This is a genomic window from Tardiphaga sp. 841_E9_N1_2, assembly GCF_051811065.1.
Taxonomy (GTDB): domain Bacteria; phylum Pseudomonadota; class Alphaproteobacteria; order Rhizobiales; family Xanthobacteraceae; genus Tardiphaga; species Tardiphaga robiniae.
On record NZ_JBPWQC010000001.1, the window covers coordinates 1,618,742 to 1,641,880 of the forward strand.

Here is a 23,139-nt window from a genome sequence, read left to right on the forward strand (position 1 = left end):
TGATAATCCTGTTGCCGTTGCTGGGTGGACTGCCGGTTACGGCATCGGATATTCATCGGCGTTCAGAATCCAGCCGGGCTTCTGCGAGAAGTCGAGCCGCGGCGGACAGAAGATGTCGACGAGCTGGTTGAAGTCACTCCCACAGGCCTCGGTTGTGTGGATCGAGGGGGGCGGAATGACTGCGATGGACGGGGTCTTGCACAGTTCGTGATCGTCCTTGCGCCAGTTCTTCTTGTTGATCGTCCAGGGCCAGCGCAGATGGTGAATGAACTCCCCTTCAACCGCGAGCGAGCACTGCTCGAAATCGTCGTGATGATGCGGCGACAGTTTGCTGGGATCGCGGGGGCCTTTATAGCCGTCGAGATAGTTCACCATGATCGTGGTGCAGCGCCAGATACGACCGAAGCGGCCCGGCTCCGGCGGCACGTCGAGGCTGTAGACGCGCAGACGAAAGCCATCTTTCGGCGCGGGCCACGGCTCCAGCGGTCCGACGTAAGGCTTGGCCGTGGCATATGATGCCGCATTGGCGCATTTCGCCGCAAGATCCTCCGACCGCGTGGTGAAGATGCGAACGATCTTGCCGGCTTCAATGATCTTGATGCTTGACCGTCCTGGCGGCACGAAGGCCAGCGACCGGCCGTTGACGCGCTTCGTGCCCTCCGCCGTGGTGATCTCCACGACCACCTTGGGGTCGGACAACAGCACGGCGTATTCGTCCGGCTGCTCCTCGCGCGCGAGCACGCCGCCCGCCTTTCCCTCCGTATGCACGAGCAAGAAGTTCTGACCGCGCCCATACCAGCTCTTGCCTGACGGTCCATCTTCCTGCGGCGGCTCGTCATAGAAGCGCAGATACTCCGCCTGGCCGAAAGGACCCGCAGGCGTTGCGTTTGCGGCTGCGGGCGCAAGCTTGGCCCTCGGATCGGTGGTGTCGTACATATGGAATCTCCCTTGATATCAATTCGGGGAGCCGGCGTTTCACAATGCGCCGGCCTGAGATTGTGCCTTGTCCGGAAAGCTAACTGGCCCGCGCCGCGGCTACGTCCGCTTCGATACCCAGCGCGCGCGCGGTGTTGCCGGAGACCATCTTGCGGATCTGATCATCGTCGTAGCCCAGATCCATGCAGAGCCTGATGCCGCGGCGGAAGCCATCGAGCGGGCTGAAGGTCCCGGTCTGGCCGAGGTCCGAGCACAGCATCGTCTGCTCCACGCCCGCGGCCTCGATCTGGTCGCGCAGGTCCTCGGCCTCGCGGCTCTTGAACTTGCAGCCGTCAAGGAACATGCAGAGCGAGTGTTCGACGAAGGCCCCCATCGCTGCGATGCCTTTGACGTCGTTTAACGACGCATCGACGATGTCCTCGGGATGAGTGAACACCAGGCGCTTGACGCCCCTGCGCTGCGCTTCTTTGAAGACCACCCAGGTCTCGCTGACATGCAGATGGCCGCTGGCCAGAACCATGTCGTTGCGCGCGACGATATCGAGAATTTCCTTCATGTCGTCGCGCACCGACTTGTCGTCGTTGAGGACGGGAATGGCGGTGACCGGTCGCATCCGATCGGTGGATGCGGGATGAACCCAATTGGCCGATGCCTGCCATCGCAGATGGTTTGCGGCGGCCAGCGTCGGAAGCCAGACGATCCTGCCGCCCAGCGCAGCGGTGTGTTCGACTGCATAGGGGTTGAGGCCGCCCACCACATTATTGAGCACGATGCTGGAATAGATTTTTGTTTTCAGCTCAGGAAAGTGCTGCCGGATCAGCTCGGCCGTCATGACGCCGCTGTAGTCGTGATCCTTGGTAACGACCGCAGCAAACCCCGCCTGCGAGGCCTGCCGAAGCAGCGTGACGTGGTCGACGCCACGCGGCGCGATGGACGGCCCGCTATGAACATGCGGATCGATCGCGCCTTTCAGCAACGCGTCGATGCGCGCCTCGACCTTGGGGTCTGTTATCTCTGTCATTCCCTCACCGCATTTTAGCCCGACGGCCTTGAAGACCGTGGACTGCGTTGATGTTCGCGAGAGCGGAACATCGTTTCATTTAAAGATAGTGGTCGGCGCACGGTCGTGTCAATAGTTTCGGGGACTGCAATCGCGAACCTCCACCCATGAATCACATTGCGCTTGCAATCCACTCCGCTACGTTGTTCAGCACTCGGGAACATGAAATTGAGAAACGATGAGCGATTCAGGATCAGGCGGCGGCGTCCACTCCGTGCAGTTGGCTATCGACGTACTGGAGGCCGTTGCATTCTCGGACGATGAACTGGGCGTGACGCAGATCGCCGACCGTCTGGGCATGACGAAGGGATCGGTGCATCGACATCTGCAGACGCTGGTCGACCGCGGCTATCTCACGCAGAACTCCAGCACCTCGCGCTACAGCATCGGTCCGAAGGGCCGGCTGCTCGCCCGGCATGCGCCGGATGCGGATCTTACCCAGCTCGCGGAAGGCCCGATGCGGCAGTTGCGTGATGCCCTTGGTCATTTCGTCGTGCTCTCCGAGATGACGCCGCGCGGCGCATTGATCCTGCACAAGCTGTCGGGCACGGCAGCGATTGAACTCGGCGTTCGGCCGGGCAGCGAATTGACCTTCCATGCGTCGGCGCAAGGAAAGGTCCTGCTGGCTTTCGCTCCCAGCCCCATGAGGGCGCGTGTCCTCGCGCAGCCCTTGCAGCGTTTCACCGACAAGACCGTCGTGTCCGTCCGCAAGCTCGAACAGGAATATCTTGAGATCGTACGTCTTGGTTTTGCCACGGCCCCCGAGCAGAGCTTGATCGGGATGAATGCGGTGGCCGCCCCGATCTTTGACGCGCAGGATGCCTGCATCGCCTCGGTCGCCATCGTGGCATCGATCCAGGTCCTCCCGGAGAAGACACGGCCGTCCGACGTCGCCCAGCTCATCGAGGCGGCACGCCAGATCTCGCACAAGCTCGGGCACGGACGCGGCACTCATCAGCCAACACCCGTCAAGCGCAGCGCGCGGACGGCGCGCCCGCGTTAAAGCTGATCGGCAATGTATTTTCTCCAGTTGTCGGTGCGCAGCGGCATGTCGGAAAACGTCTTGCGCTGGTCTGCAGCCCTGCCGATCAGTTCAACAGCGGTCATACGCTTGCCGCGCAGGTAAGCGTCGAATTCCTCCAGCGCGGATGACAGCACGGTTGCGCCGCGCAGCATCACCGCCGATGCCATCTCCACCGCGCTGGCGCCGGCGAGCATCATGCGCGCCACATCGAGACCCGTGCGTGCGCCGTTGGTCGCGATCAGAGGCTTGTCGCCGCCAAGCTGTTGCCGCGACACGGCCAGCCAGTGACAGGTAAGCGGCAGATTCCAGTAGCCACCGACGCCAAGCGTCGTTCCCAGAAACGGCTGCATCGTCTCGACATCCGGTATGAAGCCGAGCAGCCGCCCGGCCATCACCACCGTTTCGCCGCCTGCACGAAATGCAGCATCTGCCAGGTCCGGCACGCGCTCGCTCTGTCCGGTGATCTTGACCCATAGCGGGATGCCGATCACCTGCCGTACCGCAGACACGATCATGGACACCCGCGCGGGATCGAGTTCGGTGGACACCACACCTTTTGCCTGGCTGGCATAGGGCGTGCCGATATTCAGTTCGAGGACGCGCACGCCGGCCTGCTCGACCTGCCTGGCCATCTCGACCGTCCGCGCGACATCCGCAACAATCAAGCTCGCGACCGCATAAGCGTCCACCACTCTCGCTTCGCGATCGAGCCGGGCCGTCTGATCGAGCCACGCATCGAAGCTCTGCGGCGTCAGGCCGGAGCGACAGGCGATGAAAGCCGTGTCAGGCGCATTCGGCGTCCACGCCATTTCGCGCCACTCGCTGTCGAGCAACATATACTCCGCCCGCTGCAGCTGATCACGACCACGCTCGGATTCGTTGACGGATTTGACCACCACCGCGCCGACGCCGGCACGCAGCGCGCGGCGGACGCCTTCAGCGTTGATATGGTGCTCGGCTGATCCCGCTATCAGCGGATTCTTGAGAGCCGTCCGACCGACGGCCACGTTAAGACGCGTCATCCCGTCAGTCCTCTCAGTGTTCCGCAAGGCGGGTAGGAAGGCCAATGATCTCGCGCGCCTCGCGTGGCGATGCGATCGCTCCACCGAGTTCCTCGACGATGCGGCGGGCCTTCTCCACCATGGCCGCGTTCGATGGCGCGAGCTGTCCACGCGACAGATAGACGGCGTCTTCCAGACCGACGCGAACATGTCCGCCACACAAATACGATTGCGCGACATTGTGGAATGACGTCTTGCCGATGCCGATTGCGGTGAACTGAGCATCCGGCGGCAACATGTTGCGGGCGTAGATGACCGTCTCGGGACTTGGCTGGAAGCCGTAGCGAACACCCATGACGAACGAGCAGAGTACGGGCCCGTCGAGGGTGTTGTCCCTCAGCAGATCATTCATCAGCGCGATATCGCCGGAATCGAACAGCTCGATCTCCGGCTTGACCCCGGCTTCGCGGATCACCTTCGCCATCCGCCTGACATTGCCGGGTGTATTGATGACGACTTCCCTGCCCGAATTCATGGTGTTGAGATCGAGGGTACAGATGTCCGGGCGAAGCGCAGCGATGTGGTCGACACGTTTTTCAGGTGCGATCAGTGTCATTCCCGCCGCTGCGACTCGCGGCTGGTCCGTGGATGGAACGAAACGGCCGCCGGGCCCCGTGGTGATGTTGAGGATCAGCTGGGTGTTTTTAGCACGTATCCGTTCAACGACGTCCCGGTAATAGGCGAGCTCCATTGAAGGCTTCCCGGTCGATGGGTCCCTCACATGGATATGCACGATCGCGGCGCCGGCCTCGGCCGCCCCGAGACAGGCCTCGGCGATCTCCGCCGGAGTGATCGGCAGATGCGGTGTCTGTTCCGGCGTGGTCAGATTGCCGGTGACGGCGCAAGTGATGAAGACCTTTTGACGCGGCGCCTGCATCGCCCCTACTCCTGTTCGTTCTGCGGCCATCGACATGACGGCCGATCTCATTGCGATTTTTACGGTGCTGCATTTTGGCAGCGCGTGCCGTCAGGACGGCAGACGCTCTGGCGATCCCATTTCCTCTGCGAGCGCGTTCAGCGTCGCGGACAATGCGCGTGGAATATCAATCCGGTCGCCGTCGCTCTGGCGCTTCGTCCAGCTGCGTTCACCCGGCGTGTGTGGCGGTACCTGCGCGCGCGACCCGCGAATTTTTGCGAGTTCGGCGGATGCTTCATTGCGGAAGCCGTCGGCCGGCCGGAAGTGTTCGATATCGATCGCCAGAAACAGCAGCGAACACAGAAACGGCTTCGAGAGGTCGCCATAGAGCGGCGCAACCTCGTCACCGCCAGGCCCCTGCGACAACAAGCTGGACATGAGATTGATCGCCAGCGACAGGCCGAAGCCCTTCGCACCGCCCGACGGCAACAACATGCCGTCGATCGCGGCCTTGGCGTCCGTCGTGGGCTGGCCGTTGCGGTCGACAGCCCATGTCGGCGGGAGCGGTTTCCCTTCCCGCTCATAGACGCGGATCTTGCCGAGCGCCGCTTCACTCAGCGCCATGTCCAGCACGAATTCGGGCCCGTCAGACACCGGAAGAGCGATCGAGAGCGGATTGTTGCCGACCAGTTTCTCAAGACCGCCGGGCGCCGGCATCATTGGCTTAGTGTTGCACATGGCGATGCCGATGCAATCACGAGCGCTTGCCTGACGTGTATACCGGGCCGCCGCGCCGAAGTGAAAACTGTTGCGAACGGCCACGACACCGACGCCCGTCTCTTTGCTGCGCTCAATGGCCATCTGCATGGCCGCGTCACCCGCCAGATGGCCGAACATGCCCTGCGCATCCAACACAGCCATAGCCGCGCGGCTCTCAACCACGATCGGCTTCACGGCGGAGGACACGCTGCCAAGGCGAAGCCGGCGGATATACATCTCGGCCTGCGACAGGCCGTGCGACGGGAGACCGGCGACATCGGCGTCGACCAGCGCGCATGCCATCTGCCCGGATGCCAGCGACGGAAGGCCGGCGCGCTCGAACAGATCCGCGAGAAACTCCTCGGCCGCCGCGACCGGCATTGACAGGACATCACTCATCACGTCGTCTTTCGTGCTCTAGTTCGACCGGCCATCCGGCACCACATAGGCAAGGGCCGGATCGACGATCAGCACGACCTTGCCGATCTGCTCATTGGCATCCATCAGGGCATGCGCCTTGGCCATGTCCTCCAGCGGAAATGCCGCGCAGATGTTGAGTCGCATCCGCCGATCCTCGAGCAATGGCCAGACCTCGCGCATCAGGGCCTTGGCAATCCAGCCTTTGTATTCCGGCGGACGCGGCCGGATCGTGGACCCCGTCAGCGTCAGCCGGCGGCGCACGATCTGCCGGACATTGATATCGGCGCGTTCGCCGAGATGACTCGCGATCAGGACAAGGCGGCCATCGAAGGCGAGCAGTTCCAGTTCCAGATTGGTGTAAGGACCAGCCTGCGAGTCGAGGATGACATTGATGCCCTGCCCCTTGGTCGCCTCCACCAGGGGCTTGACCCAATCGCAGCGATAGTCGAGCGCAATCTCCGCGCCGAGATCGCGACAGATCTGACGCTTCGTCTCCGACCCGGCCGTGGCGAAGACACGCGCGGATCGCAGCAGTTTTGCGATCTGGATGGTCGCCATGCCGACACCACTGGTGCCACCCTGTACGAGGATGCTCTCACCCTCCGCAAGCTTGCCGAGCAGAATGACGTTGTTCCAGCAGGTGAACAGCACCTCGGGGAGCACCGCAGCCTGTGCGAAGTCGTATCCCCGAGGGATCGACATGCATTGCACGGCAGGCACGCTGCAATACTCCGCATAGCCGCCGCCTGTGACCAAGGCGCAGACCGCACTGCCGACCCGCGGCCAGTTCACATCTGGCGCTGTCGCGACCACAATACCCGCGATATCGAGGCCTGGAATCTCCGTTGCACCGGGCGGCGGCGGATAGAGTCCGCGGCGCTGCTGGATGTCTGGCCGGTTCACGCCGGCCGCCACCACACGCACCAGCACTTCGCCGCGCGCCAGAGTCGGCAAAGCCTCTTCGCCAAGCGCCAGCACCTCGGGACCGCCGAAGCGGGCGATCCTGACCGCCCGCATGTCCGACGGAAGCGCCGTCATGACACGACCTGCCGGCGAGCGGCAGCAGCCGCAACAGTGACCTCACTCTCGCCGTCCGTCTTCGGCAGGACGCGCCATGTCAGCAACATCGCGAATGCGCTGGCGGCCAGCAGACCCAGGCTGAGGGCGGGTACCGACATCGCAGCCAGCGCACTGCCCGACAAGCCCGCGACCCAGGGCATGAGATTCTGCGCGGCAAAGCCCCCGAGACTGCCGATCGTGCTGATGGCTGCAATCGCCGCCGCCGCATGCGCCCCCTTGAAGATCTGCGACGGCAAATACCAGAAGCATGGAAACATCAGCGAGACGCATGGGGTGCCAACCGCGAGCGCCACATAACGCATCCAGTTCTCGGTCAGCAGGGTCGAGGTGAAGAACGCCCCCATCCCGCACAAAGCGATCACCGCCATGCCGATCAGCACTGTGCGGTGCTCGCGCAGATGGCGCGGGAGCCAGACCAGGACCGCGGCAGCCACAGCCCATGGCAGTGCATTCAAGATACCATTCTGCGTGCCGGTCGTGCCGAATCCTTTGACGACCGTTGGCAACCAATAGATGATTCCGTAGAGTGACAGCGTGATCAGCGTGTAGACGAACGAAAACCACCACACCCTTGCGTCGATCAGGACGCGGAGCGGACTGGTATGCATGGTGGTGGCGATTTCATCGCGGCCGAGCGCGGCCGCCAGCCGCTCCTTCTCCTCGGACGACAGGAAACCGGCCGTCTGCGGATTGTCGGGGAGATAGCGCATCACCAGAACGAACAGGATGGCCGCAGGCGCACCGGTGGCGATGAAGACCCACTGCCAGCCGGCGAGGCCAAGCATGCCATCGAAATCCAGCAGGATGCCGCCAAACAGCGAGCCGAACATGTTGCCGAGCGGACTGCCGATGGTGAGAAGCGCCACGGCCTGCACGCGGTAGCGCTTGGGAAACCAGAGCGTGAGGTAGAAGATGATGCCCGGATACGCCCCCGCCTCGGCCACGCCGACCAGAAAGCGCACCGCCGCAAACATCGAGCCGGTCATGCTGAAACCCAGCAGCACCGTCAGCATGCCCCATGTCAGCAGGATACGCGCAAACCAGAGCCGCGCGCCGAACTTATGCGCGGCCAAGGCGCTCGGGATTTCAAAGAACGAATAGCCGATAAAGAACAGCGAGGACGCCAGTCCGTACATGGTCTCGGACATGCCCAGGCTGCTGGCCATCTGCAGTTTGGCGTAGCCGACATTCGACCGGTCGATCACGGCCAGCATCATCATCGCCATCACAAGCGGCATGACCCGCCACATGATGCGATTCATCAGGGCTTCTTCGCTTTCGCGATCCACGTTCATGGTTTCCTCGTCGATCTTGTTGGCCGACCTTCCCCGGTCGTTCTTGTCGGTCAGGATTCTATTGAGCGGCGCGCTTCGCCGGCAGATCGAGAAATGCCGCCGCGTTCTCGCTGATCAGTTTCTTGATCGTGGCGCGCGGCATCTGCAGATCGAGCAGCATCTGCGTGATGCTACGGAAACCATCCACCGGACGCTGCGAACCGAGCAGGCCCAGATCGGACGACAGAATGGTGCTCTCCACGCCGGCGACCTCGATGAGGTGGGCCAGATCGTCTCCGCTGAACTTCTTCGACTTGCCTTCGATGAACATGCAGATGGAATGTTCCATCGTCACGCCGAGCGCGACCAACTGGCGGATATCGTTATCGGCAAAGCCGACTACGTAGGTCGGATGATTGACCATCATCTTCTTGACGCCGCGGCGTTTGGCCTCCTCGAAGAGGACGTGCTGTTCCGAGACGTGGAGGTGACCGCCAGCCAGGATGATGTTTGCCTCCGCGATCAGATCGATGACCCTCTTCGTGTCATCCGTGAGCTTGCCGTTGGCGTCCAGCGCCGTGAGCGGGATCGGATCCAGCATCTTCTGGGATGTCTTCGGGAATGTCTTGGCCTGACCGTTGGCCTGAACGTTGATATGGTTCGCCGCCGAAAGCGTCGGCATCCAGACGATCTTGCCGCCGAGCTTGATCGCATGATCGACCGCGTGCGGGTTGATGCCGCCCGACGCATTGTTCAGCGCCACGCCCGAATACAGGCGAACGCCGGACTGCGGAAACAGTTTCTCCAGAATGATGGCATGCGCCATCCCGGGATAGAAGTGATCCTTGTACAGCACCGCGCGAAAACCCGCAGCAGCAGCGTCCTGCATCTCCTCATAGTGATCAAGTATCCGCGGCATCGCGGCAGGCCCGCTGTGACAGTGCAGATCGATCGCATCGACCAGCAGCTCTTCGACCTCCTTCGGACGCGAGAGGGGCGGGAGCGCGACAGTGTCAGGATATGAAATGGAATTCTCGGCCATGATGGCTGCCCTTCAGTGGATGCTGGTTCTGAGAAAATGACGATCTGCCGATGAATGGCGGGGGCTGCAGCCGGCGCCTCATCGCGCGACACGCCCGGATCGCGTGCGCGACAGATCGCGACAACGCCTGACGTTTTCCGGACATCGCAGGTGAACTGACAGCCACGCGATACTGGCGCGGCGCGACGACGCCATTGGCGCCCTGACCTCTCCGCAAGACACGGCACTTCCTCCCACGACACGGCGGCGCTTCGGTGGCCTGAAGGACACCGGCGCATTCTGTTGGGCCGATATTGCAACCAGCCGGGCCATTTGCCATATCTATTCGCCAGCGTTCCGCAGAATGGAATCTTGGTATGGCCCCCTGTTCACCGAAGGTCGAAGCGGCAGCCCGCACGCTCATCCTGCTGGAGGAATTGAACCGGCATCGCGTCGCGTCGATCCAGATCCTTCATCTCGCGACGGGCCTGCCAAAGTCGACCATCGTTCGGCTGATGAAATCGCTGTGCGCCATGGGCTATGCCGCCAATGACCGCAGGCAGGGCGGCTACACGGTGGCGTCGCGCGTCAAATCCCTGAGCAACGGCTTTCACGGCGACCCACTGGTGGTCGAAGCCGCGCGACCCTGGGCGCTGTCCTTTACGTCACAGCATCAGTGGCCGTTGGCGATCGGCGTTCTCGACCACACGTCCGTGGTCGTGCGCTTCAGCACCATTGCGGACAGTCCAGTGTCGCCGTTCCACGGAACGATCAACATGCATCTCAGCCTGCTGCGCCGCGCACTGGGTCGCGCCTATCTGGCATTCTGCCCCATCGGGGAGCGTCTGATGTTGCTCGATCTCCTTTCGCGATCGACGGATGATGAAGATCAACTCATCGGGGATCGCGCACAGACATTGTCGATGCTGAGATCAATCCGGAAGCAAGGCTATGCCGAGCGGGATCGTGCCGTCGCCCCTCGCTCATCCGGGACGATCGCCATCCCAATCATGAGTGGCGACAAGGTGCTTGCGACCGTTGGCATGACATATTTCATGTCTGCAATCGATCGACGTGAGTTGCTAAAAACCTTCCTGCCCAGCCTTAAGACCTTGGCAGAGAACATCTCTCGAAGCGCTGCTGTCCTCAAGTGAATACGATCAATAACAACCGCGATTTCCACAAAGGTCGCTGGACCCGATGATGGCGACGCCAGGTCAAGTACGGGTCAGATCAAATAGGTCAAATTTGCATCTCGACGTCAGCTCTGCGCCATTAGCGGTCATTCAGGCATCATTGAATTCGGCTTAGATATGCCGAACCGATCAGCGCGGTTTGCGCGTCGGCTTGGCGGCCTTCATAGGCGATCCAAAGCTGTTCCGAAGATGGGGCTCAAGAAGCGGGAGCATCGCCTCGACTTTGCGGGATGAATTCTTCCGATCTGCGTGCGCGAGGTAGACGGGTTGCGTGGCCGTCGACCATTCCGGGAGTACATGGATCAATCGGCCTGCTGAAACATCATCGCACACGACGCTTGCGGGAATGAGGGCAACGCCTTCGGCGACCGACGCGAGATGTCTGATTGCGCTGAGAGAGTTGGAGGCGATGCGCGCCTGGATCTCTATTTTGGCCTTTTGGCCGCGCGCGGAGATCAAGTCCCAGATGGCAGTGTTGGTCCCTTCCTTCTCGGTCGAGACCGACAGGCAGTCGTGTTCGGTCAAATCCTGCGGACGACTGATCTTTGGCGATCTGCTTATGTAGTCCGGGCTTGCGACCAATATGAAGCTGGTGGTCCCGAGGCCGATAACCGACTGGCTTGATGGCTTTGCCTGTCCCACCCGGATAGCGATATCGAAACCTTCGCCTATCAGGTCGACATCTCGGTCAGAAGAAATTGCATTTTGACCTTCGGGAATCTTCCAAGGTATTCCGCCACGGCAGCGGAAATGGACGACAGATCGAATTCGACCGGAGCTGTTATTCTCAGGAGGCCGGTTGGCTGGCTTTGAGATGACGATGCTTCTTCTCCCGCCTCCATCAGGGCGGTTACGGCGAGTTCGGCTTTTCGCAGAAATTTCGAGCCCGCATCAGTAAGGTGAAGCTTCCTGGTCGTGCGAACGAGCAGACGCACGCCGAGAGCCTTCTCGAGATCCGAGATCCTGTCGCTGATGGACGAGTTAGGCATGCGTAACGCCCGGGCTGCCTTTGTGAAGCTCCCGAGCTGCGCGACCCGAACAAAAACGAATGCACTGTTCAAATCCATCGATTATCCGTCTGTGCGAAAAGTATAATCGAAATATCCGCTCTAATCAAACAGTAGGGCGCGGTCCATCTGTGGTCAGCAAGCCATTGAACGGCTCATGGCTATGATGGAGTTAAAATAATGCAAAACGAACAGAACCGGGCGGAACAGGACCGCATCAAGCAGGTCATCGAAAACTACATCGAGGCGATGGGTCGCTCGCAGCCCGATGTGTTGGCGTCTCTATTCACGGACGACGGGATCGTGATGGCCCCGGACGCGCCGACGGTGCAGGCCGCAGAACAGGTCAACGCCTTCTTCGTTCATGGCCTGGGAGAGCTAATAATCGACGCGAAAATACATTTCGACGAAATCACCGTGAGCGGCGAGTATGCGTTCGTTCTGACGCACTCCGACGTACAGGTCACGGTGAGGCAGGCGAACGCTGTCAGCAACGAAAAGAATCGCGAGTTGTTTGTCCTCAAGAACGGAAATGGCGCGTGGAAGATCACGCGGTACATGTTCAACAAGCTACCTGCGTAAACGCCGCGGCCGGCCAGCGGCGGACGCCATACCGCCCAACTCGTCAAGGACACCCTTGATACCAAGGACGGCGCGGAATGGTCGCTGTAGCTGCAGGGCGGGAGCACCGGCCGGTCTCCGAGAACGAATTTTCCGGCCGGTAGCGCATCACCAGTCCATCGCCGCCAAGGTCGGGCAGCTTCGTATTCGATCCCTCACAGCGGCTCCAGTCCAGGAAGCCACCTGCCCAATCTCACATCCGCGCCGGGCCGACCGATGCGCGGGCCAGATCTACTAGAAAAAGAACAACCTCATGTCGTTCAAAGATCGAGACAGTTCAATCAAGCAAACGTTTGTCGAAGCCAATGGCGTGACGATCAACGTCGTCGAACAGGGACATGGTCCGGCCGTGCTGTTCGTGCACGGTTTCCCAGGCGGCTGGCGCGATTGGCGCCGGCAGATGGCGGCGGTCGCGGCCGCAGGCTACCGCGCCATCGCGCTCGACACGCGCGGCTATGGCGACACCTCTAAGCCAGAAGATCCCGCGCTCTACACGATCCTCTACCATGTCGGGGACCTGGTCGGCATCCTCGGCAACCTTAAGATCGAGCGCGCCACGCTGGTCGGTCACGATTTTGGCGCGAGCGTCGCCTGGAACGCGGCGATGATGCGGCCGGACCTCTTCGACGCGGTCTTCGGTGTCGCCGTGCCGCCGGCCCTGCCAACCGACGGGCCCTTCATCCTTGAGGCGCTGAAGAAGGCCGGCAAGGAGGACGTGTTCTACATGTTCCAGCACATCAAGCTCGAGGCCGACAAGCAATGGGCGGACGCCGCCACGACCTATCCGGGCGCGCTCTACTGGATGTCGGGCCTGCCCGAGGCATCCGAAGGCTGGACGCCGATGGATCCGAGCAAGACCATGCAGCGGCCGTCTCCGATCGGTGTCCCGCCCTTTGCCGACCGGGGCGACGCCGAGATCATGATCGCGAACTTCCAGCGCGACGGCTTTCACGGTCCGCTCAACATCTATCGCGGCATGCAGCCCTATTTCGACCAGGCGAAGGCGTTTGCGGGCAAGAAGATCGAGCAGCCGGCGTTCTTCGTTTTCGGCACGTCGGATGGCATGATCAAGATGCGGGCGCTGAAGAAGGAAGATGTGAGCGCGCTTGCGCCCAACCTCACGGGCTTCCTTCCCATTGAGGGCATTGGCCATTGGCCGCAGCTCGAGGCCTCCGAGATCGTGAGCAATGCGCTGGTCGATTTTCTGCGGGAAACCCACTGAGGCGAGAAGACGTGCCGCGCCGAACGCACGCAGGAGGAGCACGCATGAAACGCAGACTGACATCCCACGCGCTCGATCAGCTTTTCCGGTCGGCGCGCACCTACAAGGGGTGGACCGACGAGCCCGTCGACGAGAAAAAGATGCGCGAACTATACGACCTCATGAAATGGGGCCCTACCTCGGCGAACTCCTGCCCGGCGCGGTTCGTCTGGGTTCGTAGCCCGGCGGGCAAGAGCAGGCTCGCCGAGGTGGTTTCGGAAGGCAACAAGGAGAAGGTTCTGGTGGCGCCGTTGACGGTCATCATCGGCAACGACCTCGACTTCCCCGACCGGTTTCCGAAACTGCTGCCGCACGCAGCCGATAAGATGCAGGAGCATTTCGCGTCGCCGGCGATCGCCGGGGAGTCGGCGGCGCGCAACGGTTCCCTGCAGGGCGCCTATCTGATCGTGGCTGCTCGCGCGTTGGGATTCGATTGCGGGCCGATGTCGGGCTTCGACAATGCTGCCGTCGACGCCGCGTTCTTCTCTGGCACCCGCATCGAATCAAACTTCATCTGCAGCATAGGCGTCGGCGATCCCGCCTCGTTGCATCCGCGAGATCCGCGTCTTTCTTTCGAGGATGCCGGACGATTCGCTTAAGCGTCCCTCGAAATAGATACTCGGGTTCTTTTTTCCACAGGCGCTTCGACAACACATGTTGTCCGCTAATGGGATGGACCGGCTGCTTCTCCCGCGCGGCAGTCGGCCTAGACTGCTGCATTTCAACCGGAGAAGCAGCCCATGGATACGACCATTGCGCCACTCGCCTCGATCGGCATCGATATTGGCAAGGAAGTCTTCCACCTCGTCGGCTTCGGCACCGACGGCAAGATCGCGTTCCGTCGCGAGATCAAGCGACTAGCCCTTGTGGAAACGTTCAAGAAGCTACCGCCATGCATCGTTGGCATGGAAGCTTGCCTCAGCGCCCACTTCGTCAGTCGCGCTTTGCGACAGCTCAGCCATGAGCCACGGATCATTCCGGCGATCTATGTGAAGTCATTCGTGAAGGGGCGAAGAACGACTACAACGACGCTGAGGCAATTGCCGAAGCCGCTTTAAGTAACCTGCGTACCGTCCGGGAGAAAAGTCAAGATCAGCTTGATCTGCAGGCCTGCCACCGGGTTCGCTCTCGGCTGGTCTCCCGCCGAACAGCGACAATCAACCAGATCCGAGCCTTCCTCATCGAACAGGGCATTGCCGTACGAACCGGCTCGCGCGCCTTGCGCGCCTCACTATTCGAGATTCTGAAGAACCGCAAAGACGAGATGTCGCTACGCATGAGCGATCTGATCATCGGGCTCCATGAGGACTGGCTCCGGCTCGACGAGCGCATAGAGACGACCACGCGCGAGATCGAAGAGATCAGCGAGCACGAGGAGAACTGCACCCGCCTCATGAGTGTGCCTGGCGTTGGGCCATTAATCTCGACGGCCGTTGTCGCAGCGATCGGCACGGGCGAGGCTTTCAACCGAGGCCGGCATTTTGGCGCCTGGCTTGGGCTGGTGCCGCGACAGTACAGCACCGGAGGGCGCTCGATCCTGGGCGGCATCTCCAAGCGCGGCAGCCGATACCTGCGAACCCTCTTCATCCAGGCTGCCAAGGTCCTTTTGATGCGACCTCAAAACTGGGCGAAGTTCAGCTTCGGAGAGTGGCTGACCAATGCCGCGCCGAGGATGCATCGCAACAAGCTCGCCGCCGCTCTGGCCAACAAGCTCGCCCGCATTGCCTGGAGCGTGCTCTATAGCGGAAAGGCCTTCGACACCCACAGACTTGAGGCCGAAACCATCTAGGCTCTCGACCTCCAAATCAGTTCGCGATTGAGAAGCTGCATGGAACGGATCGATCGACGTGCTCAGAGCCTGGTGGCGCAAATGGTTAATCGCCGGGTCGTCATCACTCATTGTGGATGCGTTCGCCACGCGATGAAAGCGGGCACAGAAACCGACCTCCTATCGTCGGCCTACACCAGCGACTGCTCCGAACTCCTGCAGCACGTCGACCTTTGGATCACCACCATGCACAGCGCCAAAGGCCGCGAGTTCGACGCTGTGATCCTGTACGGCGTGAACGCCTGCGATCTTCCCAACAAGCGGGACCTGGAGAGCCCCGCGAAGCTCAGAGACGCGCATCGGTCGTTCTACGTGGGCGTCACGCGTCCGCGGAAGGAGCTCTGTCTCATCTACCAGGAGCACCACCAATCGCCTTGGATCTCGGAATTGATCCAGCGGGTGAATGCTGGATAGGCGAAGGCTCACGCAGTTTCCCGGCGGTCCGCTGCCTGTCCTCAATCTGGTGAAGTTCACATAGCCTTGTGACCAACCGTTAAGTACGCGCAGCGGCGCACTGCGCGCGCGCCGTTGTTGCTGCCGTGAAGTTATCGCGCTCCGCGAGGGACCTGTGCGCGCCATGCGCGCAGCGGGCGCGCATGTTGCGCGGTATTCGGATCTGCATCGGAATATATGCCTTGGCGTATGTATACCTTGTTTTATATGCTTTGACATATGATCAGCTTGACACTCCTCACATGCCATGGCATATAGAGCATCATCTCATATATGTAGAAGCATATAAATGTCCGATTTTCCCTTGGCGCAGACGCTTCGAGACGCCCGGCGCAAGCAAGGTCTGACCCAGGAAGCCCTAGGCAATCGCCTGAGGATCCCGCAGACCCACGTCTCAGCGATGGAGGCGGGAACTGTCGACGTGCGCGCCTCCACGCTCATCGCCTGGACGAGGGCTCTGGGCCTTGAACTTCTTCTGCTGCCCAGAGAGGTCGTACCGGCGGTCCAGTTCCTGAAGAAGGAGATGGTGAAGCCGGAGCCGAACACGGCACGCCCGTCGCAGCCGCTCTACGGATCGACCGAGATGGACGATGACGAAGAAGACGAACCCGCGCCGCGCCCCTGAGAGGACATCGTCCATGCCCGAGAGACCTCATACCCTCGAGATTTCGCTGAACGACACCCTCGTGGGCACGATCACGAACGTGCCCGGCGACAAGAACAGCTTCGCGTTCGATCCGGCATACCGCGCCAACGACGAACGGCCGACCCTCAGCCTCGGCTTCCTTGCCGACACGGGAGGTCTTGTGGACGACGTCCCTACGACGAACGCGAGGCTGCCGCCCTACTTCTCCAACCTGCTCCCCGAAGGCAAGCTGCGCGACTACGTGGCCGAGGCCGCGGACATCCATCCTCAGCGGGAATTCCTGCTCCTGTGGGCCCTGGGAAAGGACCTCCCCGGCGCTATCAAGGTCCGCGCGTTGGAAATGTCCCAGCAGGATGAGGGCAAGGATGCGGACGTGCGTCGTGCCGAGACCTCCCCGCTCAAGTTCTCCTTGGCCGGCGTGCAGCTGAAGTTCTCGGCTTTGGCTTCGGCGACGGGCGGCATGACCGTCCCTGTGAACGGCCTGGGCGGCGACTGGATACTGAAGCTGCCGTCCACGACCCACGAAGGCGTCTCCGAAAACGAATTCGTCATGCTCGGCATCGCCGCCGCGCTGGGCATCGAGACGCCGGACCGCAGGCTACTGGATCCGTCGGAGATCCAGGGCCTTCCGGATGGCGTCGGACAGCTGAAGGGGAAGGCATTGGCCGTGAGACGCTACGACCGCCCGTCCGACGGCGCCCGCGTCCATCAGGAGGACTTCGCCCAGATATTCAACCAGTATCCGGAGCAGAAGTACAAGAACCGCAACTTCTCCAACATCGCGGCCGTGATCACGGATCAGATGGGCTTCGACGCCGGCCTGGAGTTCGTTCGCAGGCAGATCTTCAACGCCATCGTCGGCAACGGCGACATGCACCTCAAGAACTGGTCCCTCGTCTATCCCGACGGCAAGACCCCGAAACTCGCGCCAGCCTACGATTACCTGTCGACGATCCCGTACATCCCGAGCGACAAGCTCGCGCTGAATTTCGGCGGCTCGAAGGACTTCTTCCCGGTCGACCGGGAAAGGTCCAAGCGTTTCGCAGACAAAGCGAGGCTGCCCGCGGAAGCCGTCTGGACCGCTGTCGAGGAGACGTCGACCCGCACTTGGGATGAATGGAAACGTTCACCCGCAGCGGAGCTCATTCCGGACGACGTGTTCGCCAAGATCGACGAGCACGTGGAGCAGTCCATGGCGCGGTTCGACGTGCCCTACGCCAAACCGATGCAGCCGTAATCCCAGCCTGCGCGAGCCCTAACCCGTCTTCGGCCGTCGGCGAAATCCTCCAATGCGCTCGCGGTGATTGTGGTATCGGCAAGTACCACGTGGGCAAAGGGGATCTGCAAGATGGCCGGAATTCAAAACCTGACGGAGCAGACTGTTTTCGAGAGCGGAGTGACTCTTGGAACCGGCGTCTTCGCCATCCCCGACCCGCTCTCGGGCGAATTCGGCGCAAAGACGAAGATCTACGTGGACTCCATCAGCTACGAGGAGTGCGTCAGGCGTGGCCTGACGACAGTGGCCTTCAAATGGATTCCGCATAAGAACGGGTTCCGAGATCCTGAGACTAAAGAAAGCAAGTGGGCGGTCGCCAGAAGCCGGTGCGTGGATCGGTGAACCTCCCTCGACTCGAGAAGACTTCCTCAGACGCTGAGACGACGTTCTTGCTTTCGCCGGTTGAGAGCCAGCATCGCGAATGTCGTGATGGCCGAGCCGGTAATGAGCACGATGATGGCATATCGCCACGCGGTTTCGGACCCGACGCCCCCGGCAGCGTGGAGCACTACGCCGCAGACAATGACCGATACGAAGGCGGCACCATTCGATGCCGCTGCCTGCAGCGCCAGAACGGCTCCGCGATCGTCAGGTGGCACGCAGACGATCGCAGCCGGGGTCAGTGCACCGGCATCGCTGAAGATCGTGCACACATAAAGCGCGCTCAGTATGAAAACGACGGGAAGCGGCGCACCCAATACACAGCCAAGCCCCCCACCGACCAAAACTGAGCATCCGGCCGCGATGGCGATAACGACGCCTTCGCTCTGCGAGCTACGGCGGACAGGTCGCACTTGCGCCCCATTCGTATACGGCGCTCGGTGCAGGTGTGGCGGTCGGTGCAGGCAGGCGCGCCATCCAGATGCGCAACGCCAAGGGTGTCGTCCTGACGCTGGAAGGCGAGCAACTGGGCCTCCAGTTCGATTTTGACCTGAGCGGAATGAGCGTCTCCATCCAGAACCAGTAATCGGATACACCAACGTCAATGCGTTTCCCTTCACTGCGACATCCAACCAGCAAGCGTAGCGCGGATTGGCGACCTGTCCGCCGTAGCTCGCAGAGCGAAGGCGGAAGCGTCATTTGCCGCTCTCGTTCTCCACAATTGGTGCAGTACGCGTCGCACCAGCGTCCTACTCGCTGAAACGAGCGTATCGGCACGTAATGCGGATCGCATGCAGCGGCAATGACCGGTACAACCGAACGGCCGGCAACGTCGTGGGTATGAGAAATGGTGCCTCCCCGCTCCGACCGATCTTAACCTGCGGCAAATAGAGCGTTCATCGCCGCTCAAAAAACCTTATTGGATCGGTCCATTGATCCAGATCAAGCCAGATCGCGACTCAAAGCTTCATGGTGCAATTGATCTATGATCCGTGTTCTCCCGAAATCGAGGCTGCAATGATCGGACAGATATTCAGGCCTCTGGCGTTGACGCTGATCATGCTGACGCAAGCGGTAGCCGCTTCGCCTGCAGAACAGCGGGGCAAGACCTTTGTCTTGAACAATTGTGCGCAGTGCCATTCCATCGACAAGGTGACCCCAAGCCCGCTGAAAATTGCGCCGCCCTTCCGAACGCTGCATCTACGCTACCCAATCGAATCCCTCGGCGAAGCCCTGGCGGAAGGCATTTCCACGGGCCATCCGACCATGCCGGAGTTCCAACTCGACCTGGATCAGATTCACGATGTGCTGTCGTATCTGAAGACGCTCGAATAGCCGGACATCGTCGTGGCGAGCACCGCGCTGAGCGTGATGAACTGCGCAAGCGCAGGGCGGATTAGCGCAGCGTAATCCGCCGCAACTGTTTCTTGGCGCGATACGCTTCGCTGTTGCGCCCTACTCGCTGCGTTTTCCCTAGTCCCTTGGAGCCTTGTCGTGCCCGGTCAAACCGCCGACGGCCATTGTCGAGGCATGAGGCGCTGTTCATTCATCGGAGGTCGGGCACGGCTAGGCGCTGGTGACGCAGCGCCGCGTGATGTGGTTGATGTCCAGCGCACCCACCTGCCGCATGATCGTGATGAACTCATCGTCCAGGATCTGCAGCACCCGGTCCACGCCGGCCTCGCCGAACGACGCCAGGCCCCACACGTAAGGCCGGCCAATGCCGACGGCCGTGGCGCCCAAGGCGAGCGCCTTCAGGACATCGGTGCCGCGGCGTACGCCCCCGTCGATGAGCACCGGGATGCGGCCGCCCACCGAATCCACGACCTCCGCCAGCACACCGATCGTCGACTGCCCGCTCTCTTCCGCGCGCCCGCCGTGGTTGGAGACGATCAGGCCGTCCACGCCATGGCGCAACGCCTCCTTGGCGTCCTCACCCGTCATGATGCCCTTCAGCACGAGCTTGCCCTTGACGATCCCGCGCAGGCGATCGACGAATTCCCACGTCATCCCGGTGCCGTAGAGGTTGGTGACCTTGGAAACGTCGATGTCCGCGAAGTTGGCCTTGCGGCTGACCTCGTTGGTGAAGCCCGGTGTGTGACAGCCCGAGCACTCGCGCAGGTCCTGGCGCCGCTCGCGGAACAGGGTTTCGGTGTTGCGGCCGCCCTGGCGGTCGACCGTGAGAACGATCGCCGGAGAGCCCGCACTCTCGGCGCGCTGCACCAGCGCCCGCGTCACATTCCAGTCATCGGTCGGATACAACATGAACCAGGCGGGCCGGCCGTGCGCCTTGTTGACGTCGACGATGCTCGCATTATCGACCGTCGAGAGAATCATCTGATGGTTGCGCTTGGCAGCGGCGCGCGCCACGGTGACCCCCGCCTCGGGATCGTAGGCGCCGAGGCTGCTGACCGGGCACATGAAGATGGGGCTGGTCCAGGTTTCGCCGAAGATCTTCACGCTGGTGTCGATCTTTCGGGCATCGATGAGACGCTGGACGCGAATGTTGTACTTCGCGAAGGCCGTGTGATTGGCGTCGCGCGTCACGTCGCCGTCGACGCCGCTCTGGAGGTAGCCCCAGTGGGCCGGCGCATCCTGGCTGAGCACGGCCTTCTTCGCCGCCGGCTCGAACTCAAACACATCCAGCGCATCGGCCGGAGCGGTGATGATGCCGTCCGGGCCGAACGCTCTTCGCGAGCCGCGCAGCACGTCGTAGCTCTGCGCGAGCGCATCCGAGTTAGCCGTCAACAGGGTGGTGATCGTACCGAGAGAGGTCGCCGTGAGAAGAGGACTGGCGGCGAAAAAACGCAGGAGTTGGCGGCGCGCGATCATGGTGCGCTCTGAAATGTCCGACGCCCCGGCTGCACTTGTCGCCTTCACCAGCGTCGTCCTGCGCGAGAGACCTGTCATCGTGTTCTTTCGAATGCGAATGAGTGCCGCAGGGTGGGCGGAGTGGTCTGTATCGTCATCACGTCAGTGTCATCAGGTAGGCGATGACATTCCGGCGATATAATGACAATTTTGGTTGCATGTCCATCAGCAAGCGGTGGCCGGATGAGCGCAGCGTAATCCGCCATCGTCATATCGGCGCAATACGCTTCCGCCTTCGCTCTGCGAGCTACGGCGGACAGGTCGCACTTGCGCGCCACGCGTTGACGTCGGACGTTGCGCCCGCTGGGAGGCGACCGCGCGTCGACCTGCGTCATTGACGAGTCCTGCGATGCTCTATCTAGTTGCCGCGGGGCCGTCACGCGGCAGCCCGATGACCGGAATATCAATATGCGCTTTCAAATTGCTCGCTGCCTCACGCGTCTCACCGTCGCAACTCTGCTGTCCGCCGCACTGTCGCTGCCCGCTCACGCGGACACCGGCAAAGTCCGCTTCAAGTTCTTCAAGGCCGGATGGTTCATCGGAGCGCAGGCTGGGAGCGGAATCCTCAGTTTCCGTGGGGAGATGTATCCGTTTCGCATCGGCGGCGTGAGCGCGGGCCTGACGTTTGGGGGCTCCTCGACCGATCTGGTCGGCGCGGCGCAAAATATGCATCAGGCTTCGGACATCGAAGGCATTTATACGGCGCTCGGTGCAGGTGTGGCGGTCGGCGCAGGCAGGCGCGCCATCCAGATGCGCAACGCCAAGGGCGTCGTCCTGACGCTGGAAGGCGAGCAACTGGGCCTCCAGTTCGATTTCGACCTGAGCGGAATGAGCGTCTCCATCCAGAACCAGTAATCGGATGCACCAACGTCGAGACGTCTGCTGCCGGCGAAACCATCGCGACCCGCGCATCACGAAACCCGGCCGCTCGCCGTCCGGCGCTGTGAAGCGGGGCGACTGCGTATCGCGAAAGCAAGCGTAGCCCGGATTACGCAGAGTTTATCATCGGGCGCGCGACGCGCGACCCGTTGGCTTCATCCGGGCTACAGACTATTATAAGTTCTCATGAAACTAAGCCAGAAATCCGACGCTGTCTGGACCTCGCAGCAGGACGAAGAATTGCGGCGGCAATTGTCGGTCGGTCGCAGCGTCAACGAGATCGCGATCCGGTTGAAGCGGTCACCGCTATCAGTCCGCACCCGCGTCAAGAAGCTCGGCATCAGCCAGCCGCAGGCGGATTAACGCGCTGCCATCAGCCATGACGAAGGTCCCGTTCATCTTCAGCGCCAAACGCTGTCACCGCTGGCGGCGCAGCCTGCGCTCGGCGCAACGGAAGCTCGCGAAACTGCCGCGCACCATTCAAATCATTGGCGCCGTCGCAATCGTGCTTGTCACCCTCGTGCTGTCCAACCTCATCTATCACGTGATCCACAAGCCGACCGAGTTGTTCTTCTTTGTCGGCCACAAGCTGGACAAGGAGCCGGCCGAGACGTGGCGGCATTACGGGCCGCTGTTTCGCGCCTTTTCGACGCGGTCGATCACGCCCGAATTGCTCGCTGCGCTGGCGCAGGTCGAGAGTTCCGGCAATCCCCTGGATCGCACCTATTGGCGCTGGCGGTTCAGCTTCAATCCGTTCGCGATCTATCGACCCGCATCCAGCGCCGTCGGTCTCTTTCAAATGACCGATCCGGCCTATGCCGAAGTTTCGCGCTTCTGCATCCGCGCGAACGCGGTTCAGGATACGGGCTGCGGCTTCGGCCCCTATATTCGCGCCATCCCGAGCCATGCCACCGAGCTCGCATCGATCTATCTGGACCGCAATGTCGCCGCGGTCCTCGCGCGCGCCGGCGGCGTGGCGCCGACCCCGCAACAGGTGCAGGATCTCGCCGCCTTCATCCATCTGTGCGGTGGAGGACCCGCCACCGCTTATGCGCGCCGTCGCTTCCAGATGACGGCCAATGAGCGATGCGGCGACCATTCCGTTGCGGGTTACGTCTCCAGGGTCAACGCGCTGAAGCTCAAGTTCCTGCTGATGGCATCCGATAGCGACAAATAGCGCGTAGTTTGGGTCGAGCAAGCGCCGCCGGGATGAAGCTCTTGCGTCATCC

26 protein-coding genes and 1 pseudogene are annotated in these 23,139 nt (G+C 61.7%); 15 read left to right on the top strand and 12 right to left on the bottom strand.

Annotation, left to right across the window (positions count from 1 at the left end; genetic code table 11):
• Positions 1-36 precede the first annotated feature (36 nt).
• Both AB8A50_RS07660 and AB8A50_RS07665 read right to left on the bottom strand, forming a co-directional pair.
• Positions 37-936, bottom strand: coding sequence for a hypothetical protein (locus tag AB8A50_RS07660; RefSeq protein ID WP_439077310.1), 900 nt, complete (start codon positions 934-936; stop codon positions 37-39).
• 79 nt (positions 937-1,015) lie between these two features.
• Positions 1,016-1,957 carry a DUF6282 family protein gene (locus AB8A50_RS07665; RefSeq protein ID WP_439077311.1) on the bottom strand — a complete coding sequence of 314 codons (942 nt, stop codon included), beginning with the start codon at positions 1,955-1,957 and terminating at the stop codon, positions 1,016-1,018.
• A 217-nt stretch (positions 1,958-2,174) separates the two neighbouring features.
• Between AB8A50_RS07665 and AB8A50_RS07670 the strand changes: the two genes are divergently transcribed.
• Positions 2,175-2,999, top strand: a complete 825-nt coding sequence (locus AB8A50_RS07670; RefSeq protein ID WP_439077312.1) for an IclR family transcriptional regulator — start codon at positions 2,175-2,177, stop codon at positions 2,997-2,999.
• Here AB8A50_RS07670 and AB8A50_RS07675 read toward each other — a convergent pair.
• The 6 genes from AB8A50_RS07675 to AB8A50_RS07700 form a co-directional block, all read right to left on the bottom strand.
• Entirely contained in the window at positions 2,996-4,042 is a 1,047-nt protein-coding gene (locus AB8A50_RS07675) for a tRNA-dihydrouridine synthase (protein ID WP_439077313.1), read from the bottom strand. The two genes, AB8A50_RS07670 and AB8A50_RS07675, sit on opposite strands and share 4 nt — an antisense overlap.
• 13 nt (positions 4,043-4,055) lie before the next feature.
• Positions 4,056-4,958 (bottom strand): 3-keto-5-aminohexanoate cleavage protein, encoded by a 903-nt coding sequence (locus AB8A50_RS07680; RefSeq protein ID WP_439077314.1) that lies wholly within the window; start codon positions 4,956-4,958, stop codon positions 4,056-4,058.
• 90 nt (positions 4,959-5,048) lie between these two features.
• On the bottom strand, positions 5,049-6,095 hold the full coding sequence (locus AB8A50_RS07685) for an Ldh family oxidoreductase (RefSeq protein WP_439077315.1): 1,047 nt from the start codon (positions 6,093-6,095) through the stop codon (positions 5,049-5,051).
• 18 nt (positions 6,096-6,113) lie between these two features.
• Positions 6,114-7,154, bottom strand: coding sequence for an NAD(P)H-quinone oxidoreductase (locus AB8A50_RS07690; protein WP_439077316.1), 1,041 nt, complete (start codon positions 7,152-7,154; stop codon positions 6,114-6,116).
• Positions 7,151-8,491, bottom strand: coding sequence for an MFS transporter (locus AB8A50_RS07695; protein ID WP_089265630.1), 1,341 nt, complete (start codon positions 8,489-8,491; stop codon positions 7,151-7,153). Before AB8A50_RS07695 ends, AB8A50_RS07690 begins: the two co-directional genes overlap by 4 nt.
• A 58-nt stretch (positions 8,492-8,549) precedes the next feature.
• Complete coding sequence (locus tag AB8A50_RS07700) at positions 8,550-9,512, bottom strand: DUF6282 family protein (RefSeq protein WP_439077317.1); 963 nt, start codon at positions 9,510-9,512, stop codon at positions 8,550-8,552.
• 356 nt (positions 9,513-9,868) lie between these two features.
• Between AB8A50_RS07700 and AB8A50_RS07705 the strand changes: the two genes are divergently transcribed.
• Positions 9,869-10,645 carry a DNA-binding transcriptional regulator gene (locus AB8A50_RS07705; protein ID WP_439077318.1) on the top strand — a complete coding sequence of 259 codons (777 nt, stop codon included), beginning with the start codon at positions 9,869-9,871 and terminating at the stop codon, positions 10,643-10,645.
• Between the two features lie 171 nt (positions 10,646-10,816).
• Here the strand turns inward: AB8A50_RS07705 and AB8A50_RS07710 are convergent, their stop codons facing one another.
• Positions 10,817-11,329 (bottom strand): LysR substrate-binding domain-containing protein, encoded by a 513-nt coding sequence (locus AB8A50_RS07710; protein ID WP_439077319.1) that lies wholly within the window; start codon positions 11,327-11,329, stop codon positions 10,817-10,819.
• Positions 11,330-11,358: 29 nt separating this feature from the next.
• Complete coding sequence (locus AB8A50_RS07715; protein WP_439077320.1) at positions 11,359-11,754, bottom strand: LysR family transcriptional regulator; 396 nt, start codon at positions 11,752-11,754, stop codon at positions 11,359-11,361.
• Positions 11,755-11,874: 120 nt separating this feature from the next.
• Between AB8A50_RS07715 and AB8A50_RS07720 the strand changes: the two genes are divergently transcribed.
• The 8 genes and pseudogenes from AB8A50_RS07720 (at position 11,875) to AB8A50_RS07755 (ending at position 18,121) form a co-directional block, all read left to right on the top strand.
• The gene (locus tag AB8A50_RS07720; protein ID WP_439077321.1) at positions 11,875-12,276 is read left to right on the top strand and encodes a YybH family protein; all 402 of its coding nucleotides are present in this window, start codon (positions 11,875-11,877) and stop codon (positions 12,274-12,276) included.
• Positions 12,277-12,664: 388 nt separating this feature from the next.
• Complete coding sequence (locus tag AB8A50_RS07725; protein ID WP_439077322.1) at positions 12,665-13,537, top strand: alpha/beta fold hydrolase; 873 nt, start codon at positions 12,665-12,667, stop codon at positions 13,535-13,537.
• A 44-nt stretch (positions 13,538-13,581) separates the two neighbouring features.
• Positions 13,582-14,175, top strand: coding sequence for a malonic semialdehyde reductase (locus tag AB8A50_RS07730; RefSeq protein WP_439079935.1), 594 nt, complete (start codon positions 13,582-13,584; stop codon positions 14,173-14,175).
• Between the two features lie 141 nt (positions 14,176-14,316).
• Positions 14,317-15,365, top strand: a pseudogene (locus tag AB8A50_RS07735) (IS110 family transposase).
• A 39-nt stretch (positions 15,366-15,404) separates the two neighbouring features.
• Positions 15,405-15,818, top strand: coding sequence for a 3'-5' exonuclease (locus tag AB8A50_RS07740; protein ID WP_439077323.1), 414 nt, complete (start codon positions 15,405-15,407; stop codon positions 15,816-15,818).
• A 328-nt stretch (positions 15,819-16,146) separates the two neighbouring features.
• A complete protein-coding gene (locus tag AB8A50_RS07745; RefSeq protein WP_439077324.1) occupies positions 16,147-16,482 on the top strand; it encodes a helix-turn-helix domain-containing protein in 336 nt (111 codons plus the stop codon).
• Positions 16,448-17,740 carry a type II toxin-antitoxin system HipA family toxin gene (locus AB8A50_RS07750; RefSeq protein ID WP_439077325.1) on the top strand — a complete coding sequence of 431 codons (1,293 nt, stop codon included), beginning with the start codon at positions 16,448-16,450 and terminating at the stop codon, positions 17,738-17,740. Before AB8A50_RS07745 ends, AB8A50_RS07750 begins: the two co-directional genes overlap by 35 nt.
• 111 nt (positions 17,741-17,851) lie before the next feature.
• Positions 17,852-18,121: a hypothetical protein gene (locus tag AB8A50_RS07755; RefSeq protein ID WP_439077326.1), complete on the top strand. Its 270-nt coding sequence runs from the start codon at positions 17,852-17,854 to the stop codon at positions 18,119-18,121.
• A 26-nt stretch (positions 18,122-18,147) separates the two neighbouring features.
• Here the strand turns inward: AB8A50_RS07755 and AB8A50_RS07760 are convergent, their stop codons facing one another.
• A complete protein-coding gene (locus AB8A50_RS07760) occupies positions 18,148-18,432 on the bottom strand; it encodes a hypothetical protein (RefSeq protein ID WP_439077327.1) in 285 nt (94 codons plus the stop codon).
• Between the two features lie 176 nt (positions 18,433-18,608).
• On the opposite strand from AB8A50_RS07760, the gene AB8A50_RS07765 reads away from it, so the two are divergent.
• Positions 18,609-18,746, top strand: coding sequence for a hypothetical protein (locus AB8A50_RS07765; RefSeq protein WP_439077328.1), 138 nt, complete (start codon positions 18,609-18,611; stop codon positions 18,744-18,746).
• Between the two features lie 473 nt (positions 18,747-19,219).
• Complete coding sequence (locus AB8A50_RS07770; protein WP_374725669.1) at positions 19,220-19,495, top strand: c-type cytochrome; 276 nt, start codon at positions 19,220-19,222, stop codon at positions 19,493-19,495.
• Positions 19,496-19,726: 231 nt separating this feature from the next.
• Here the strand turns inward: AB8A50_RS07770 and AB8A50_RS07775 are convergent, their stop codons facing one another.
• Positions 19,727-21,070, bottom strand: coding sequence for an alpha-hydroxy acid oxidase (locus tag AB8A50_RS07775; protein ID WP_439077329.1), 1,344 nt, complete (start codon positions 21,068-21,070; stop codon positions 19,727-19,729).
• 255 nt (positions 21,071-21,325) lie between these two features.
• Here AB8A50_RS07775 and AB8A50_RS07780 point away from each other — a divergent pair, with 255 nt between their 5' ends.
• The 3 genes from AB8A50_RS07780 to AB8A50_RS07790 all read left to right on the top strand — a co-directional run bounded on the left by AB8A50_RS07780 (position 21,326) and on the right by AB8A50_RS07790 (position 23,087).
• On the top strand, positions 21,326-21,886 hold the full coding sequence (locus AB8A50_RS07780; protein WP_439077330.1) for a hypothetical protein: 561 nt from the start codon (positions 21,326-21,328) through the stop codon (positions 21,884-21,886).
• Between the two features lie 210 nt (positions 21,887-22,096).
• Positions 22,097-22,273 (top strand): hypothetical protein, encoded by a 177-nt coding sequence (locus AB8A50_RS07785; RefSeq protein ID WP_158005736.1) that lies wholly within the window; start codon positions 22,097-22,099, stop codon positions 22,271-22,273.
• Positions 22,274-22,289: 16 nt separating this feature from the next.
• A complete protein-coding gene (locus AB8A50_RS07790) occupies positions 22,290-23,087 on the top strand; it encodes a lytic transglycosylase domain-containing protein (protein WP_439077331.1) in 798 nt (265 codons plus the stop codon).
• The last annotated feature ends 52 nt before the right edge of the window (positions 23,088-23,139 follow it).

What these genes read in the sequence shown, in the direction of transcription:
- AB8A50_RS07660 (WP_439077310.1), bottom strand. Translation starts at nt 936, where the DNA reads ATGTACGACACCACCGATCCGAGGGCCAAGCTTGCGCCCGCAGCCGCA.
- AB8A50_RS07665 (WP_439077311.1), bottom strand. Translation starts at nt 1,957, where the DNA reads ATGACAGAGATAACAGACCCCAAGGTCGAGGCGCGCATCGACGCGTTG.
- AB8A50_RS07670 (WP_439077312.1), top strand. Translation starts at nt 2,175, where the DNA reads ATGAGCGATTCAGGATCAGGCGGCGGCGTCCACTCCGTGCAGTTGGCT.
- AB8A50_RS07675 (WP_439077313.1), bottom strand. Translation starts at nt 4,042, where the DNA reads ATGACGCGTCTTAACGTGGCCGTCGGTCGGACGGCTCTCAAGAATCCG.
- AB8A50_RS07680 (WP_439077314.1), bottom strand. Translation starts at nt 4,958, where the DNA reads ATGCAGGCGCCGCGTCAAAAGGTCTTCATCACTTGCGCCGTCACCGGC.
- AB8A50_RS07685 (WP_439077315.1), bottom strand. Translation starts at nt 6,095, where the DNA reads ATGAGTGATGTCCTGTCAATGCCGGTCGCGGCGGCCGAGGAGTTTCTC.
- AB8A50_RS07690 (WP_439077316.1), bottom strand. Translation starts at nt 7,154, where the DNA reads ATGACGGCGCTTCCGTCGGACATGCGGGCGGTCAGGATCGCCCGCTTC.
- AB8A50_RS07695 (WP_089265630.1), bottom strand. Translation starts at nt 8,491, where the DNA reads ATGAACGTGGATCGCGAAAGCGAAGAAGCCCTGATGAATCGCATCATG.
- AB8A50_RS07700 (WP_439077317.1), bottom strand. Translation starts at nt 9,512, where the DNA reads ATGGCCGAGAATTCCATTTCATATCCTGACACTGTCGCGCTCCCGCCC.
- AB8A50_RS07705 (WP_439077318.1), top strand. Translation starts at nt 9,869, where the DNA reads ATGGCCCCCTGTTCACCGAAGGTCGAAGCGGCAGCCCGCACGCTCATC.
- AB8A50_RS07715 (WP_439077320.1), bottom strand. Translation starts at nt 11,754, where the DNA reads ATGGATTTGAACAGTGCATTCGTTTTTGTTCGGGTCGCGCAGCTCGGG.
- AB8A50_RS07720 (WP_439077321.1), top strand. Translation starts at nt 11,875, where the DNA reads ATGCAAAACGAACAGAACCGGGCGGAACAGGACCGCATCAAGCAGGTC.
- AB8A50_RS07730 (WP_439079935.1), top strand. Translation starts at nt 13,582, where the DNA reads ATGAAACGCAGACTGACATCCCACGCGCTCGATCAGCTTTTCCGGTCG.
- AB8A50_RS07740 (WP_439077323.1), top strand. Translation starts at nt 15,405, where the DNA reads ATGGAACGGATCGATCGACGTGCTCAGAGCCTGGTGGCGCAAATGGTT.
- AB8A50_RS07745 (WP_439077324.1), top strand. Translation starts at nt 16,147, where the DNA reads ATGTCCGATTTTCCCTTGGCGCAGACGCTTCGAGACGCCCGGCGCAAG.
- AB8A50_RS07750 (WP_439077325.1), top strand. Translation starts at nt 16,448, where the DNA reads ATGACGAAGAAGACGAACCCGCGCCGCGCCCCTGAGAGGACATCGTCC.
- AB8A50_RS07755 (WP_439077326.1), top strand. Translation starts at nt 17,852, where the DNA reads ATGGCCGGAATTCAAAACCTGACGGAGCAGACTGTTTTCGAGAGCGGA.
- AB8A50_RS07770 (WP_374725669.1), top strand. Translation starts at nt 19,220, where the DNA reads ATGCTGACGCAAGCGGTAGCCGCTTCGCCTGCAGAACAGCGGGGCAAG.
- AB8A50_RS07775 (WP_439077329.1), bottom strand. Translation starts at nt 21,070, where the DNA reads ATGACAGGTCTCTCGCGCAGGACGACGCTGGTGAAGGCGACAAGTGCA.
- AB8A50_RS07785 (WP_158005736.1), top strand. Translation starts at nt 22,097, where the DNA reads ATGAAACTAAGCCAGAAATCCGACGCTGTCTGGACCTCGCAGCAGGAC.
- AB8A50_RS07790 (WP_439077331.1), top strand. Translation starts at nt 22,290, where the DNA reads ATGACGAAGGTCCCGTTCATCTTCAGCGCCAAACGCTGTCACCGCTGG.